This window comes from Microbacterium sp. LS_15 (genome assembly GCF_041954735.1).
Taxonomy (GTDB): domain Bacteria; phylum Actinomycetota; class Actinomycetes; order Actinomycetales; family Microbacteriaceae; genus Microbacterium.
Map to the genome: position 1 here is coordinate 62,666 of NZ_JAVAYD010000005.1, position 14,133 is coordinate 76,798.

The 14,133-nt window shown below is 64.5% G+C and carries 17 protein-coding genes and 1 tRNA gene; 8 read left to right on the plus strand and 10 right to left on the minus strand.

The genetic code is table 11. The annotated features are described in order from the left end of the window. Window positions 1–17: 17 nt before the first annotated feature. A complete protein-coding gene (locus RAC69_RS08520; protein ID WP_375086448.1) occupies window positions 18–605 on the minus strand; it encodes a hypothetical protein in 588 nt (195 codons plus the stop codon). A gap of 85 nt (window positions 606–690) precedes the next feature. Between RAC69_RS08520 and RAC69_RS08525 the strand changes: the two genes are divergently transcribed. Together RAC69_RS08525 and RAC69_RS08530 are read left to right on the plus strand one after the other, a co-directional pair. Further along, window positions 691–1,617 carry a carbohydrate kinase family protein gene (locus RAC69_RS08525; RefSeq protein WP_375086449.1) on the plus strand — a complete coding sequence of 309 codons (927 nt, stop codon included), beginning with the start codon at window positions 691–693 and terminating at the stop codon, window positions 1,615–1,617. Window positions 1,618–1,703: 86 nt separating this feature from the next. Beyond that, window positions 1,704–1,785 (plus strand) — tRNA-Tyr (locus RAC69_RS08530). A 225-nt stretch (window positions 1,786–2,010) separates the two neighbouring features. Here RAC69_RS08530 and RAC69_RS08535 read toward each other — a convergent pair. After that, the gene (locus RAC69_RS08535; protein ID WP_375086450.1) at window positions 2,011–3,831 is read right to left on the minus strand and encodes a hypothetical protein; all 1,821 of its coding nucleotides are present in this window, start codon (window positions 3,829–3,831) and stop codon (window positions 2,011–2,013) included. Further along, a complete protein-coding gene (locus RAC69_RS08540; protein ID WP_375086451.1) occupies window positions 3,824–4,771 on the minus strand; it encodes a hypothetical protein in 948 nt (315 codons plus the stop codon). The genes RAC69_RS08535 and RAC69_RS08540 overlap by 8 nt, the downstream gene beginning before the upstream one ends. Before the next feature lie 75 nt (window positions 4,772–4,846). On the opposite strand from RAC69_RS08540, the gene RAC69_RS08545 reads away from it, so the two are divergent. After that, complete coding sequence (locus RAC69_RS08545) at window positions 4,847–5,308, plus strand: hypothetical protein (RefSeq protein ID WP_375086452.1); 462 nt, start codon at window positions 4,847–4,849, stop codon at window positions 5,306–5,308. A 77-nt stretch (window positions 5,309–5,385) separates the two neighbouring features. On the opposite strand, the gene RAC69_RS08550 is transcribed toward RAC69_RS08545, so the two are convergent. After that, the gene (locus RAC69_RS08550; RefSeq protein WP_375086453.1) at window positions 5,386–6,237 is read right to left on the minus strand and encodes a hypothetical protein; all 852 of its coding nucleotides are present in this window, start codon (window positions 6,235–6,237) and stop codon (window positions 5,386–5,388) included. A 200-nt stretch (window positions 6,238–6,437) separates the two neighbouring features. Here RAC69_RS08550 and RAC69_RS08555 point away from each other — a divergent pair, with 200 nt between their 5' ends. Next, entirely contained in the window at window positions 6,438–6,692 is a 255-nt protein-coding gene (locus tag RAC69_RS08555) for a helix-turn-helix domain-containing protein (protein ID WP_375086454.1), read from the plus strand. A 378-nt stretch (window positions 6,693–7,070) separates the two neighbouring features. Here RAC69_RS08555 and RAC69_RS08560 read toward each other — a convergent pair whose 3' ends face one another. The 4 genes from RAC69_RS08560 to RAC69_RS08575 form a co-directional block, all read right to left on the minus strand. Further along, window positions 7,071–7,631 carry a hypothetical protein gene (locus RAC69_RS08560; protein ID WP_375086455.1) on the minus strand — a complete coding sequence of 187 codons (561 nt, stop codon included), beginning with the start codon at window positions 7,629–7,631 and terminating at the stop codon, window positions 7,071–7,073. Between the two features lie 97 nt (window positions 7,632–7,728). After that, window positions 7,729–8,616 carry an HIRAN domain-containing protein gene (locus RAC69_RS08565; protein ID WP_375086456.1) on the minus strand — a complete coding sequence of 296 codons (888 nt, stop codon included), beginning with the start codon at window positions 8,614–8,616 and terminating at the stop codon, window positions 7,729–7,731. 43 nt (window positions 8,617–8,659) lie between these two features. Continuing rightward, window positions 8,660–8,851: a hypothetical protein gene (locus RAC69_RS08570; RefSeq protein ID WP_375086457.1), complete on the minus strand. Its 192-nt coding sequence runs from the start codon at window positions 8,849–8,851 to the stop codon at window positions 8,660–8,662. A gap of 15 nt (window positions 8,852–8,866) precedes the next feature. Beyond that, window positions 8,867–9,136 carry a hypothetical protein gene (locus tag RAC69_RS08575; protein ID WP_375086458.1) on the minus strand — a complete coding sequence of 90 codons (270 nt, stop codon included), beginning with the start codon at window positions 9,134–9,136 and terminating at the stop codon, window positions 8,867–8,869. Between the two features lie 184 nt (window positions 9,137–9,320). Here RAC69_RS08575 and RAC69_RS08580 point away from each other — a divergent pair, with 184 nt between their 5' ends. Both RAC69_RS08580 and RAC69_RS08585 read left to right on the plus strand, forming a co-directional pair. Then, window positions 9,321–9,710 carry a fluoride efflux transporter FluC gene (locus RAC69_RS08580; protein WP_375086459.1) on the plus strand — a complete coding sequence of 130 codons (390 nt, stop codon included), beginning with the start codon at window positions 9,321–9,323 and terminating at the stop codon, window positions 9,708–9,710. Next, a complete protein-coding gene (locus RAC69_RS08585) occupies window positions 9,707–10,093 on the plus strand; it encodes a fluoride efflux transporter FluC (protein WP_375086460.1) in 387 nt (128 codons plus the stop codon). The genes RAC69_RS08580 and RAC69_RS08585 overlap by 4 nt, the downstream gene beginning before the upstream one ends. Here RAC69_RS08585 and RAC69_RS08590 read toward each other — a convergent pair. Beyond that, a complete protein-coding gene (locus RAC69_RS08590) occupies window positions 10,072–10,620 on the minus strand; it encodes an AAA family ATPase (RefSeq protein ID WP_375086461.1) in 549 nt (182 codons plus the stop codon). The two genes, RAC69_RS08585 and RAC69_RS08590, sit on opposite strands and share 22 nt — an antisense overlap. A 100-nt stretch (window positions 10,621–10,720) precedes the next feature. Next, a complete protein-coding gene (locus RAC69_RS08595; protein WP_375086462.1) occupies window positions 10,721–11,449 on the minus strand; it encodes a YoaK family protein in 729 nt (242 codons plus the stop codon). Window positions 11,450–11,604: 155 nt separating this feature from the next. On the opposite strand from RAC69_RS08595, the gene RAC69_RS08600 reads away from it, so the two are divergent. Together RAC69_RS08600 and RAC69_RS08605 are read left to right on the plus strand one after the other, a co-directional pair. Further along, on the plus strand, window positions 11,605–12,816 hold the full coding sequence (locus RAC69_RS08600; RefSeq protein ID WP_375086463.1) for a cupin domain-containing protein: 1,212 nt from the start codon (window positions 11,605–11,607) through the stop codon (window positions 12,814–12,816). A gap of 112 nt (window positions 12,817–12,928) precedes the next feature. Then, window positions 12,929–14,125, plus strand: coding sequence for an MFS transporter (locus RAC69_RS08605; RefSeq protein WP_375086464.1), 1,197 nt, complete (start codon window positions 12,929–12,931; stop codon window positions 14,123–14,125). The last annotated feature ends 8 nt before the right edge of the window (window positions 14,126–14,133 follow it).

A 14,133-nucleotide genomic window follows, 5' to 3' on the forward strand; every position in this document is an offset into this window, starting at 1 on the left:
TCGTGTGTGCGGCGGAGTCAATCGAAGAGGTGCGCGATGATGCTCGACGTGTAGCCGGTGGGGGCGAGGTTGGAGTAGGTCGTGTCGATGAGGATGTCGTCGCGCCAGAACAGCGTGCGACCGTCGGTCACGGGGTACTGCGGGTCCGGCCAGGTCTTCTCGCAGCGCGTGCCGCCGTCGGGGGTGAAGCACGAGAAGCCCTCGTTCGCGACGAGTGCGTTGAGCATGTCGAGTGCCGGCCCGCGGTTCATGCGGGAGATGGTGGTCACGAGGCCCGTGGTGTCGGCGCGCGGGTCGCGCCAGATGCAGGTGAGGGTGCCGTCTTCGCCGACGCCCGACGGGCCGAATGCGGCGTCGTTCAGCGGCGTCTCGCCGAGCTGCGACAGCACGTCCTCGGAGAGGATGGCGCGGCAGTCGGTCGGCAGCTCGACGGCGTCGCCCGTGGGCGTCGGAGTGGGGGTGGGGGAGGCGGTCTCGTCGGGCGACGCGCTGGATGCGGACGGCGAGGGTTTCGCGTCGGATCCGCCGGACGTGTCCGCCCCGCAGCCGGTGAGCGCGACGAGGAGCACCAGGGCAGCCGCGCTGGCGGCGAGTCGTCGGTTCATGCGCTCACCGTACCGCCCCTGGTCGGACACCGGCGACACTGACATGCCGCGAGCTGACGGCTGCGCGACCGGTAATCTCGGCTGAATGAGCACTGATTCCCCCGCGCCGACCGCCGTCGTCATCGGCGACGCCCTCATCGACGAGATCCGGGATGCCGGTGGCGTCCGCGAACTGGTCGGCGGCGCGGCCCTGAACGTTGCTGTCGGTCTGCGGCGTCTGGGCGTGCCGACGACGCTGATCGCCATGGTGGGCGACGACGAGGCGGGTGCGCACATCCGCGAATACCTCGGCGACCACGACGTGCGTCTGATCGAGAGCGAGGCACCCCTCGGGTCGTCGCGTGCGATCGTGCAGCGGGCGGCCAACGGCGAGCCCGTGTACCTGTTCAACGAGGCGGCGCAGCGGCGCAGCATCCGCTACTCCGACGATGCACGCAGCGCGATCGCCGATGCCGCGCTGGTCGCGGTGAGCTGCTTCCCCTTCGACGTGCCCGCCGAGGTCGACGCGTTGGCGGATGCCGTCGGCGGCGCGCGTCTGGCGATCGATCCGAACCCCCGGTCGGGCATGCTCAGCGACCGCGCCGAGTTCGTCCGCGGCTTCGAGCGGCTGGCCGCGGATGCCGAGATCGTGAAGGTCGGCGCCGACGACGCGGCGCTGCTCTACGACGGCGACCTCGACGCGCTGCGCGAGCGCCTGCGCGAGTTCGGCGTCAGCGCGGTCCTCGCCACGGCCGGTGCCGACGGCGCGACGCTGGAATCGGATGCCGGGGCCGTGCATGCCCCGATTTCGTCGTTGCCGGGGCGGGTCGTCGACACCGTCGGCGCCGGCGATGCCACCCTCGCCGCCGTGTCGGCGGGCCTGGTCGACGGCACGCCGACCGACCGGGCGGGATGGCTCGCACTGCTCGAGCGGGCCATGGATGTCGCCGCGGCGACCGTGCGCGCCGAGGGCGGTCTGCTGCGCACGCCCGAGTCGCTGCGCGAGGGGGAGAAGGGCGTGCACGGCAGCTGACCGCTCGATTTCTCCGGCCCGCCGCATCCGGGTATGATTATGACTCGTGCCCCCGGTTGGCTGTCGAAGTCGGACGGGTGTGCAATGGCGAGTTACCCAAGCGGCCAAAGGGATCTGACTGTAAATCAGACTGCACTGCATTCGGGGGTTCGAATCCCTCACTCGCCACCGAGGGGTGTTGGTACATCTCGGAAAATTTATTCAGGAAACTCTCAAGAGAACGAGAAACGCCCCCGACCTCGGGGGCGTTTCTCGTTCCCTGTTCGTCAGTGGCCTATGCGCCGCGACTTCGGCCGCGCTAGATGGTGCTGGCTGATGCCGCAGTACCACTCAAACGCATGCGAAATCCTTCGGTAGCGCGATGGTGATGTGAAGTGGGACTGCCCTGCACCTTTATGTGCGTAGCTCTTCGGTCGCCTCACGCCGGTTTCGGCGGTCGCGCAAGTACAGGCGAGCCTTCGCTGTCGTCTTTCGACTGCGATGGCTGCGCGCGGCCGGCGGTGTGATGCCGTCTTCGATCTCTCCCGCCCGCTCATCTCGTTCGAGGAGGAAGTCACGGATCCGTTGGAGGTTGGCAGCGGCGACGGTCATGACCTGCAGGAATGCCTGCGCCGCCGGGCCGCGCATGCGTCGCCGCCCGGGCGCGTACAAAGCGAAGGTCGAGTCGTTCTTCACATAGTTGTTGGCGGACTCGGACTGAGCGCGCACGTACCCGTAGTACCTCTCCCACTCGTCGGTGCCGTACTGGTAGTACTGCCCGTACTTACCCTCGTCGCGGAGATCGAAGGTCACGCTGACCTTGTTCGTGCATAGCTTGCCGGGGGCTTGCGGTTGGTTCAGGATGGGCAGAAGAACGCGGTCAGGCCGGTGGGCGTGAGGGTTCGGTTTGAGGTCGCACGAGACGGTGGGTGATACGCCCGCTGCGGGACACATCTTCGGAGTCTTCCCACGCGCGTCAGTGCCATCGTGGTCCCGAAGCAGGAAAGGTGTCCGCTGGTTGATAAGTGTCTTCCAGCGAAGTTTCCGCAGACGCTGACGTTCCTTCCGGTCGACGTTGGTGAGATGCTCGTTCTCGTCGTCTGCCTTGTTCCCTCGTCGATAGTTCATGGTGGCGTTGATGAGGTCCGGGTGTTGCGCCATGCTCGGGCAATACCAGTTGCCTTCCACCATGATGGCGCCATGAGCATGCGCTTGGATGCCCAACGCGTACTCTTTCCCCGGGTAGTTCATGACCAGCTTGATTCCTCGCTCTCGGAGGTGGTCCTGGAGTTCCTCGGGTTTTCCTCCGGGGATGTAGGCCTGGTCGGTGACGAAGTGATCGATGGTGTGTCCGCGCTCTTCCAATGACTCGACGAGACGCCGCGCGGACACGGCCGGACCGACGCCGGGGCGATGCTGGTCGTAAGCGACGATGAGGAACGGGACCGCATCGGGCACGGCCGGGTCGTTCGAGGTCATCACTGCGAACTCGGCCTCTAGTGCGTACTCGCGGATCTTCGCGGGCTTATGGTCCTCGACGGGCTGATTCTTCGAGCCTCGAACGTAGAATCCGTGGTCTGGCTCGATTGAGACTTTTTCGTGAGGGAGTCTCCTCGCGAGTCGTGTTTTGGCGATGCCACGAGCGTGAACACGAAGTCGGGTGGCGTCGATACCGATGGTCATCTGAGCCGGCCGGTACCTTCTCGGGATCATCTTGTAGGTCGCTTCCAGTAGCTCGTTGAAGAAGATCCTTGCTCGTCGGGCCTTGGCATCGAGCTTCTCGTAATTCGTCTCCCGGTAGGCGAGCGCGTCCTTGTACTCCGCAAGGGTGAGGCAGCGGTGCCGTGTGGGGAGCCAGTACGCGTCGAATAGCTTGATGATGCGGAGGGTGGCGACTCGTGCTCGCTCATACGGGGCTTCGATGGACGCGAGAGGCTCGTAGCCTATGCCGAGCAATGCAGCTGTCTTGGGAGTGAGACGCCAGCGAAGAATGTCTTCGAGTCGACGTATGTGCATGGGCTGTTGCTCGGCAGCGATGACGAGCCAAAGGATCAGGGTCGCCCGGATGTTCAGGTAGGGCGGGCGTCCTCCCGGGTGTGTTCGATCCTGCGTCTCCCAGAGCTCGACGAGTTCCACGAGGTGGGATTCGTCTATGACGGCGGCCGCCTGCCTGATGGTGAGGACAGGTATGGGACCGCGCGCCGTCGGGTCGTGGCGAATTGTCTTGTCACGCACGCGCGGAGACCTTCGGTTGGTGTTCTGCATGAGCTCCCCGGAGGAACTCGAGTTCTTCGGCAGCGCTGTATGCGCGAACGTAGGCTTCTAATCGGCTTGGGAACCCTGTTGAAAGGGCGCCTGAGGCGCGGGCAATGACATCGACCGGCGTGCGGGCGTCAAGGTGACTCACTAGCCAGGTGTTGCGGAGTCGCAGTGGGACGGGGTTGATCTCGCCTTGCATGACATGTCGGAGGTTGTGCATCGTGCGTCCGTCACGCATCACGCTTCCTGGCGCGATGGCAAACTCGTCGTCGTCGGTTGCCTCTCTCACGCTGCGGAGCCAAGGCGACCACGTGATGAGCGCCGGGACGACGCGTTCCTTCCCCTTGCGCACGACGATGCCCATCTCCCCATCGGGTAGTTCCACGATGTGCGAGCCCTGAACCCCCAACATCTCTTTCGCCGTCAGTCCGCATCCCAGACCGAACGATGCGATGGCCGCGCAGTTCCGAGTTTTCTGAGACGTCGATTGATAGGAAGCCCACGCACGGATGAGTCGAATCTCCGCGGCCGAGTACGGCGCTTCCGACATGACGTTTATGCCCCGGAACATCACGGGGGCGTCGTGGATGTCGAACAGGCCCAGCAGGAGCGTCCGCTCCATGGCGGCATAGCGCGGAGCAACGGAGCCAGCCCGCTGCGACATGTAAAGATCGATGAGGCCTCTGCTCTGAGCCTGCTCTGGCGAGGTGACGAGTCCCGCACCCTTCGCCCAGTCGAGGTATCCAGTGAGAGCGCTGAGTGCACGCTCCACGTTCACCCGACGGGGGTCATGGAGTGAGCTACGAACGAGCTCTAGGACGAACGGTCGCATCCAATCCCAGATCTGGAGAGGTAGGCGAGGGCGGTAGGCGTCGAGGTATGCCCGATGAACAAAAGACGGCTTTGTCTCATTCATGTGCACAGCATGCGCTATGTGTCTTTTTAAAAACGACAGCGACACGCGCTGTACGTAGGCACTACCTTTGATCTCGTGATTCCTGCACCTCGCGACTTCCTCGTAGACCCAGCGCAGTTCGGGCGCGCCGGGGCGGAATGGCGGCCGGCGAAAACGATGGAAGAGAAGGCTCGAACTCGGGCGGCAAGGCTTCAGCATGACAGCATGATCCGCCTGCGGAATCATCTTGCCCGAGTCCACCTCACGCAAGGCGAGTATGCGGAGGCTATCGGTTGGCTTCGCGGTCGCCTGTCGCGAGTCTTGGTTGGACTCGTCTGGATCCCTCTGCTCGATCTCGAAGAGCTCCTGGAGACGATTGGGGAGTCGATTGCCTCCGTCAGCTTCGATTCGTTGCCCCCTTCGAGGCAAGCTGGCGTCATGAAGTTGGCGACCGCGGCATACCTGCGCTCTCAAAGCTATGTGCTCGTCGAGACGGAAGACGAAGAATTCAGAGTGCTGATGGAGCGTTTGCGCAACGCTTACCCGGAAATCTCTTGAGTCAAGCCTCCCACCATCGATCCGGGCAGTTGTGTCGCCGAATGTGGAGCTCATGATTGCACCTGCGGTGTGGGGCGCTACGGCGCGACCGACGGTAGGAACTTCTCGTACCTGACAAGCGCGTCCATGGAGGAGACGCCTGCCGCGTGCAGCAATTGGTGCATAGGTGCTCCCCTTGTGAGCTGCTCTACGATCCATGTCGCTCGCATGCGTTGGGTCGTCGGTCGGACGATTGCATCGCCCGCCCGGTCCACGAATACTGTGACAATGTTGCTGTGCCACCGTGCGCCGGGGCGGAACAGTCGCGCCGTGCGGCCTGTGCTGCTATCAGCGAGTTCTGCCAGCACGGGCGCCCAGTTCTCGCCAATGGGCACCGTCCGCGGGTGTCCGCCGCCCACCTGGACACTCGTGCCGCGGGTGGAGATGTCGCTGGCGCGTACGGCGCAGAGATCCCGCGTTGGCAGGCCTGCACCCAGACCGAGGGCTATCAATGCGAGAGCGGAGTGACGTCGATCTGCGGAGTTCTGATACTCGGCCCACGCGCTCAGCTCGAGGATCTGTGCCGCGCTGTATGGCTGCGACGGCTCAGCGGCGCGCAGTGGCGGCACTGGACGTAGAGCTTCGATGATTCCGAGCTGTTCGCCGACGCGGAACATCAAGGATCGTCGTCTACCTCGCGTAGAGGGAGACGATGTCGGCATGTTGTCGACCGCGTACGCGATGACGTCCCGTCTGAATAGCGTGTCCCGGTCCAGCGGGAAGCCTGCGATGTTGGCGCACCAGTCGACGTGATGAGCGACGGCGTTGATGACGGACTCGAAAGCGTAGGGGACCTTCGGTGCCACATCGTTGGTGACGGCGACTGTGAACTCGCGGATCCGCGCCCAGTCGCAGGCGGGGAGGTCGGGAGTGTAGGCGGGTTCGGTCATGGCTCTCCGATGTCAACGAAGCGATTTCAACGGAGCGTACTCCATGTAAAGCAGGACGTATATACCAGGACCTTCGCAGTTGCCTAACGCCACGCAGAGCAGCGCCCAACCAAGGCGTACTACGCGTACGCTGGGCCATGTGAAACGGGCCATGCGCATAGGGTGTGATTCTGCGGGTCTGTTCCACACTCTGGATAGCGATGTGGGACGACAAGAAGGCCAAGCAACTGGGTTCGGTGTTGCAGGATCTGAGGCACGCAAGGGGCCTGTCTCAGGAGTCTTTGGCGTACCAGGCTGGCATAACGAAGAACCAGCTGCAGCTCATCGAAGCGGGGCGTTCGACGGGTCGAAAGGGTGAGGCTGGACCGTCCAATCCTCGTATGGCGACACTCAGCGGGCTTGCCGACGTCTTGGGTACGTCCGTCGCCGACATCCTTGCGGAGTCCCGCATCTGAAGCAGCGACACTGCCGCGCCGCGCATACAGGGTGCACGGAGGCTTTTTCTGCCCCGTTCTCCGCGTTCGCCGACCGAGAGCCTGCCGAGCTGTCAGAGGATGAGCGCAACTCGCTGGAGTATTACTAGGCGTCCGTGAACTTGGCCGGAGGATTGGCGGTGGATTCGCCTCCCCGTCGTTGGTGCCTTATGGCCCAGAACGTCGGGAGGGTCGCCCACATGCTGGGGCGCGTACCGAACGTGGGTGACCCCGGCGCGACCCCGGAGATCCTCGAGTGGATCGCCGAACAAGGTCGGACGGAGCTGAATGCGTTCCAGCGGTGCGGCTAAGTGTGCTGCCGGGGATGTCGGTGGAGATGTGACAGAAATCCCGACCGTCTCAGACGATCCGAGGGTCGGCGAGGACGAACGGAATGATCTTGTTCTCCACCAGCTTGCGGAGCTTGTAGCTCTGCTTCGAGTTGATGGTGCTCTTGTCACGCTTCCCAAACATCTTGAGCAGGAACTCGAGGTCGTTCTCACCGTCATGGCCGTTGTAGCTGTCGGGCGTGAACACGCCTTCCTCGAAGAGGAACTTCAATGCCGCTCGAGAAAAGTACTCGGTCGTCATCTCTACACGCTTGCCGGCGTTAGCGGTGGCCTGCACAAGGGCGAGCTTGTGAAGCACGTCGACTCGACGGTTGAGGTCGGTCCGCCCGAAGTGGTTCACGCAGGAGCTGCCAATCGGGTACAGCTCCGCGCCGTTGACTTCGTTCGTGATCGTGTACATCCACAGCAGGCCCGTTTGCCCGCATACGCACACGCCATCGCTGGATGGGTGCTCTTCGAGGGACGTCACGTCCCACTCGAGAAGCGCCTTCTTCCATTTGTTTGCATCTGATGCCGCGATGACCGCGCTTCTCAGCACCTGAAAGTTCGCTGTTGTCCGCATGTTCGCCATCCCCAATCGGTCCGACTGTACAGCGCAGTCGCCGACAGGTGGCGGCTGCGCAACCCTTCCCGTCAGAAAGATCGACGCGGCACTGAGGCGACAGCTCTCATGAGTTCTCCTTCGACGCGGCGAGCTTGTCCAAGCGTGCCTTGATACCGCTGTCCTTGTACTTCGGGGGGCAGGCGTCCACGTACCGCTGCAGCACGGCGATCTCTTCATCGCGCTGCTTGAGCTTGCGGTGGATGATGGCGGCCTGTTCCGTATAGAACGGCGGTGGTGAGGTCTTCTCCCGCCGGGCGGAGTTTTCAGCGCCCTGGATCGCTGTGTAGCACAGAGCCAGTGCTTCCTCGAGGCGGCCGTCCCGCTTCAGCTGCTTGATCGGCTCGACGGCTTGGAGGTAGTGGAGTCCGTCGACCATCCCGGCCTTGAACTGGGCCGCGCGAGTCCCTCCTTCGGCCAGGGCTTCCTTCACCATCTGGTCCCTGCCCCGGTGCTGGGCAACGTTCTTCGCTGTCCGCGACAGTGGCGGACGCTTCGATTCAGACCACTGCCACTTCGGTGTCCCTGTGCCCAGCCATGCCCACGCTTCAACACGGAGGCCCTTTTCGAGCAACTGAGTGAAGATCTGCACACGGACCGGCTGGGCGCCGCTCGTCGAGAGGTCTACATCCTTCGCGACATACCCGGGGAGGTAGCCGACCCATTCGCCTTCGACGAGAACGATGACTGCGTTCGTGTCGACGGGATTGTCGGGCTCGCGTTGAATGACCCCATCGAGTTCGAGATACCCGTTGTCGTCAGGGTCGAGGCGCTCGACGAGCCGCGTGATGGACTCGCGAGCCCCGGTCATCGTGCCGGCGAGCTGAACGAGGTCAGGCACGGTGCTCCGGTACTCGACGAAGACGGTAATCTCTGCCCGGGACGTCGCCGGACTCTGTGTCACGGCCTGGGTCTTCGGCTCACTCTTCGCGAACAGGCGCTTCAGTATGCTCACGGCGTCATCCTCGCAGACGTGACCAACAAGTGGTCGACACCGGTCAGAAGTCGGCGCGGCCTTCGCGGTCGATGTCGAGGGCCGTGCGGTCTTTCGCCCACGCCTCGAGCGCGGAATCGAGCTGCCGGCGAAGCCAGACAGCCGTCTGCGCGGACTTGGGTGTGGCTGAAAGCTGCCAGAGGCGCTGGTCGACGGAGCCGGTCAGGTTGGCAGCGGGAGATGTGGAAGTCTTCATGATGTTCGATCCTGGTCAAGCGCCGGCGGGTGCGTAGTCGGCGGCGCGGAGAAGGTGGCGGAGCTCTACAAGCAGATCCTCATCGATGGTCTTCTGCCGCGGCGGCGAGACGACAATGGTCTCGGTACCGACCGTGATTTTGACTTTGCTGTTGTGCTCGACGGTGACGTCCCCAACAGCCCGAAGAAGGGACAGGACGTCGTGCCACTCGACGTTGCTACTCGTCGGGTGGCCGGTGATCTGACGAAGTGTGTTGCGGTGATTCTCACCCAGGTGCGAGGACATGTCGGCCCACTTTCATTGGTCTCGGTGACACCAACGTAGGTTTGCTCACCTAGGCGCGAGTCAGACGGTTGTCGAGTCCTGAATCGACACGATGCGGTCAGTACGCGTGTCGACACGACGTTCGACAACCGTCGCGAGTGTTCTTCGCGTCACGCCCATACTTTCGAGGACGAAGGAGGTAACCATGCGTCCGAAAGCGAAGGCTGCGCCGTACGTCCTCGTGTTCATTGGTGGGGCTGCCGGTGCCGGCATCAGAATCGGTCTCGGGCAGTGGTGGGTGAGTGACGCCGCCTTCCCCTGGCCAACATTCATCGTCAACATAACCGGTGCAGTGCTTTCGGGGGCACTTTACGGTCTGACGAGCGGACCACGTTCAGGGCAGCTACGGCTCTTACTGGGAACCGGCCTCCTTGGCGGCTACACGACGTACAGCACGTTCGCTGTCGGCTCAGACGGGCTGATTCTCTCGAATCATCTGCTGCTCGGAGTTCTCTACGCGATTCCCACCGCGGTACTCGGCATCGCTGGCGCCTTCGCCGCTGAGCGCCTCACACGCCGCAAGGCTCACGCATGACCACGCTCATCGCCTTCCTCGCATCCCTCGCCGGCGGTGCTGGCGCGGTCGCCCGGTACGCCCTCGATACGCGCATCACCCGTCGTCTGGGTGGCCCGTTTCCCTGGGGCACCGTCGTCATCAACGTCAGCGGATCATTCGCGCTGGGCCTGGTAACCGGCTTTGCGGAGGCCCACAGCCTCTCGTCGTCGTGGGCGCTCGTCCTCGGCGCGGGCTTTCTGGGTGGATACACGACGTTCAGTACCGCGAGCGTGCAAGCCGCCGAACTGTTTGGACGTCGTCGTCATGGTCTTGCTGTCGTCTACGCAGGCGGGATGCTCGCGGCGGCCCTTCTCGCCGCGGCCGCCGGGCTGGCGCTGTCTTACGCCTGGGGGTCCGCGTGAGTATCCAGGGCGTGAACCAGCGCGTTGATGGTGTCCGGCTCGTGCGCGTTCCGAGCATCGACGCGGATCGCGTTCTCGTCCAGCGGGGGTTCGAAGCTCGCTCGGTGCTCGGCGATCACCCGGTCCACGACATCGTGGCGGGAAGGAGTGGCGCGGTTTGCATGCAGCCGATCCTGTTGGGTGAGCGGGTCGATGTCCAAGCAGATGATCCGGAATTGGGCCGCGGCCCGGATCGCGATCTCGCGCCAGGCGTCACGCAGGAAACGGCGAGAGGCGGTGTCATCGATGATGACGCTGCGACCGCCTGTGAGTGTGTGCAAAGCGCGTGCTTGGGCAATCTGATGCGTCTTCTGCCATTCTTCGCCCGATATGCCCTGCCCGCCGTAGAGGCCGCGCTCGGCGTTGATGACGTCGAGGCTAAGTACCTCCACGTCGAGGCGTGAGCGCAGTTCAAGGGCGAGGGTGCTCTTTCCGGAGAACGACAGGCCGCACATCAGAATGAGCAACGGGGCAACGGCCGTCGTCATATCGGATTCATTCCGCCGGGCCCTCGCCGCCCGTTCAGCGCCATGACGTTGAGCAGCATGCAGATCAGCGTAGCCGCCCGCTTCGGAGCCTTCGGCATCGCTACGGTGTCGGCGCATTCTGCGCGGGGTCAACGTTCCATCGGGTGTGGACGGCAGCAATCCACAACCCGGTGAGCACGACCCCGGCCAGGGCTAGGGATAGGCCTTCCCAAATCAGGTTCAGGCTGAATCCGAGTCCGCCGCCAGCAGCGAACGCCACGAGCACCGAGAGGTACGCGCCGGCCGGCCGAAGGTGGCTTTCACCGTCGTCGGCGATACACCTGCCAACTGCTCGCCCGAGAAGGCTGGCGGCCATCTGGATGACGGAGGTGACGGCGATGTTGCCGTAGAGCATGCCCGTCTCGCGGTGGAATGCGTTGCCCTGCACGCCGGCAAGGAAGCTGATGGCCCAGGCGATCCATATCGGTTCGATGACGCGGCTCACGCTGAGCACGGCGAGAACCAGGACGACCGCGATCTCGCCAAGGAGGATAGGGGCCGAGTACGACTTCCCATGCCGCGCGAGCACGAGAATCAGGATGCTGCAGACGAAGGCGCCGAGCGCAAAGACGAGGACGGAGCTCGCGGCGAGGAGGGCACGGCCGAGATTGCCGTCCGCGGCGAAATACCCGAGGGAAATGAGGTTGCCGGACTGCACTGTTGCGAACGTCCCGAGCTGCCCGAACGTCCACGCGTCAAGGAGCCCGGATACGAATGCGAGGGACACCGACGCCCACACCGTCTCGAGTAGGGGAAATGGATGAGCGGGAGCGGTCTTGGTCGACGACATGAAACCTCCTAGGCGACCGTCTCAGCCAATCGGTCGACCGTCCCGTGGCCGTCCGACGAGTGTCGAGTGTGAGTTCGTCAGCTATCTCTGTTTCGCGCAGCGGAATGTCGTCAGACTCCTGAGTACCGTTCGGAATCATCACGAAGGAGCACGACATGGATTCGTCCGAGAACGTCCCGGTGGGGCACGAGGTTCCCACCCTCGGCAACCCCGACCTGCCCCAGGAGGGCGAGGTCAACATCGCCGACCGTCCGCAGAGCAACACCATGACCGGTCCGCAGAACGAGGCCATCGAGTCCCAGTTCCCGAACCAGATGCATGCGCCTGCCACGGACATCAGCACGCAGCCGTTCTTCTGGTCCTCGTTCAACATCTCGCCGCGGCGGGTGCAGCGAGGCGGCTGGGCACGCGAGCTCACGAAGCAGGACTTCCACATCTCCGACGAGATCGCAGGCGTCAACATGTACCTCGAGCCCGGCGGCATCCGGGAGCTGCACTGGCACCAGACCGCCGAGTGGGCGGTCATGACCCGCGGCAAGGCGCGCGTGACGACGCTCAGCCGCTCGGGTCTGCCGGCCGTCGAGGACGTGGAGGAGGGCGACCTGTGGTTCTTCCCTGCCGGCACCCCGCACTCCCTGCAGGGGCTCGGCCCGGACGGTGCGGAGTTCGTCCTCGCCTTCGACGACGGCGACCAGTCCGAGTCGAACACGCTGCTTCTCACTGACTGGTTCGCGCACACCCCGCCGGAGGTGCTCGCGAAGAACTTCGGCGTCGCGCAGGAGGTCTTCTCCGACATCCCGCTGCACAATCTCTGGATCTTCCCCGGCGACGAGCCCCCGGCACTCGAGGTCGACCAGGCCGCTGCCGGTGTCGAGTGGGGGATGGAGCCGGTCATCTTCCGCCTGTCCCGCTCGAAGCCTCTGTATGAGAACACGGGTGGGTCGATCCAGATCGCCGACTCGACCAACTACAAGTACTCGTCTACGGTCGCCGCGGCGCTCGTCACTGTCGAGCCCGGCTCGATGCGGGAATTGCACTGGCACCCGAACGCCGACGAGTGGCAGTATTACCTCCGCGGCTCCGCCCGGATGACGGTGTTCAACACGGGACCGCACGCGAACACGACCGATTTCCGTCCGGGCGACGTGGGCGTGGTGCGCAAGAACTTCGGCCATTACATCGAGAACACCGGCGACGACGTGCTGCAGTTCCTCGAGGTCTTCCGCACCGACAAGTACGAGGAGATCTCCCTCGCCAACTGGCTGTCCCACGTCCCGCCGCAGCTCGTCTCGGCTCACCTCAACATCGACCCCGCCGTCCTCGCGACCTTCCCACGCGGCTCGCAGGGCATCACCCCTCTGCGATGAGCAGAGCCGCCGTCTCGACGTCGGGCTCGAGGCGGTAGACGGCGCCGGAGGGGCACCCCCTCCGGCGCCGTCCTTGCATCAGCACGCACCGAGAGAGAGAAAGCTGCAGGCGATGGCCTCCACACACTCCGACACCGCGCACCGAACCACACCGTTCTGGGTGGTGGCGGTCGCGTTCCTTCTGGTGATGGCGTACTCCACCGTCCCCACACCGCTGTACCCGCTCTATCAGCAGCTCGACGGGTTCCCCGTCTCCGTCGTCACCGTCGTGTTCGCGGCCTACGCGGTCGGCGTCGTCGCGAGCCTCTTCCTGCTCGGTCACGTCAGCGACTGGATGGGCAGGCGACGGATGCTCGTCATCGCCATCCTCATCTCCGCGCTCTCTGCGGTGCTGTTCATGGTGTTCACCGACGTGCCGGGTCTGCTGGTCGCCCGCGTCGTCAACGGCGTGAGTATCGGTGTCCTCACCGCGACGGCGACCGCGCACCTCGGTGAGCTGAGGGCTCGCGTTCGGCCGGGTGAGAACGCCATCGTCGCGGCATCCGTCGCCGGCGGCGCGAACCTTGGGGGCCTCGCGCTCGGTCCGCTCATCGGTGGGCTGTTCGCGGACTTCCTGCCCGACCCTCTGCACCTTCCGCACACCGTGTTCGCGGTCGTCCTCATCCTTCTGGCCATCGCGGTCGCTCTCGTCCCAGAGACCGTCACCCCAACTCGGCGCGCGTATCGTCCGCAGAAGGTCGCGGTCCCCGCGGCATCCCGCGGCAACTTCGTCGCGGCAGCCTCCGCGGCCTTCGCCGGCTTCGCGCTGTTCGGGCTGTTCACGTCTCTCGCGCCGTCGATCCTCGTCGGCATCTTCGACGAGCACGGGCACCTGATGGCCGGCATCACGGTCTTCCTCGTCTTCGGGTCCGCCGCCGCTGCTCAGGTTCTTCTCGCCCGGGTGGCTCGCCGTACGCAGCTGATGCTCGCCACCGTCGCTTGCGGACTCGGACTGCTGGCCATCGCCGGTGGGGCTGTCGCACCTTCGCTGGCGCTGTTTCTCCTAGGCGGGATCATTGGCGGTGCGGGCGTCGGCGCCCTGTTCAAGTGTGCGCTGGCCACGGCATCCGAGATCGCGGAACCGGGACGCCGGGGCGAGACGCTCGCCGCGATGTTCCTCGTCGCCTATTGCGGCCTGGCCATCCCGGTCCTCGCCATCGGCGGAGCATCGACGGTGCTGCCGCAGATCACCGTGCTCCTGGTATTCGTCGTCCTCGTGGGAATCGTGACGGTGGCCGCCGCGCTGAGGATGCGCCGCATCGCCCGCTGAACAGTGAA

What these genes read in the sequence shown, in the direction of transcription:
- RAC69_RS08520 (WP_375086448.1), bottom strand. Translation starts at nt 605, where the DNA reads ATGAACCGACGACTCGCCGCCAGCGCGGCTGCCCTGGTGCTCCTCGTC.
- RAC69_RS08525 (WP_375086449.1), top strand. Translation starts at nt 691, where the DNA reads ATGAGCACTGATTCCCCCGCGCCGACCGCCGTCGTCATCGGCGACGCC.
- RAC69_RS08540 (WP_375086451.1), bottom strand. Translation starts at nt 4,771, where the DNA reads ATGAATGAGACAAAGCCGTCTTTTGTTCATCGGGCATACCTCGACGCC.
- RAC69_RS08550 (WP_375086453.1), bottom strand. Translation starts at nt 6,237, where the DNA reads ATGACCGAACCCGCCTACACTCCCGACCTCCCCGCCTGCGACTGGGCG.
- RAC69_RS08555 (WP_375086454.1), top strand. Translation starts at nt 6,438, where the DNA reads ATGTGGGACGACAAGAAGGCCAAGCAACTGGGTTCGGTGTTGCAGGAT.
- RAC69_RS08560 (WP_375086455.1), bottom strand. Translation starts at nt 7,631, where the DNA reads ATGGCGAACATGCGGACAACAGCGAACTTTCAGGTGCTGAGAAGCGCG.
- RAC69_RS08570 (WP_375086457.1), bottom strand. Translation starts at nt 8,851, where the DNA reads ATGAAGACTTCCACATCTCCCGCTGCCAACCTGACCGGCTCCGTCGAC.
- RAC69_RS08575 (WP_375086458.1), bottom strand. Translation starts at nt 9,136, where the DNA reads ATGTCCTCGCACCTGGGTGAGAATCACCGCAACACACTTCGTCAGATC.
- RAC69_RS08580 (WP_375086459.1), top strand. Translation starts at nt 9,321, where the DNA reads ATGCGTCCGAAAGCGAAGGCTGCGCCGTACGTCCTCGTGTTCATTGGT.
- RAC69_RS08585 (WP_375086460.1), top strand. Translation starts at nt 9,707, where the DNA reads ATGACCACGCTCATCGCCTTCCTCGCATCCCTCGCCGGCGGTGCTGGC.
- RAC69_RS08590 (WP_375086461.1), bottom strand. Translation starts at nt 10,620, where the DNA reads ATGACGACGGCCGTTGCCCCGTTGCTCATTCTGATGTGCGGCCTGTCG.
- RAC69_RS08595 (WP_375086462.1), bottom strand. Translation starts at nt 11,449, where the DNA reads ATGTCGTCGACCAAGACCGCTCCCGCTCATCCATTTCCCCTACTCGAG.
- RAC69_RS08600 (WP_375086463.1), top strand. Translation starts at nt 11,605, where the DNA reads ATGGATTCGTCCGAGAACGTCCCGGTGGGGCACGAGGTTCCCACCCTC.
- RAC69_RS08605 (WP_375086464.1), top strand. Translation starts at nt 12,929, where the DNA reads ATGGCCTCCACACACTCCGACACCGCGCACCGAACCACACCGTTCTGG.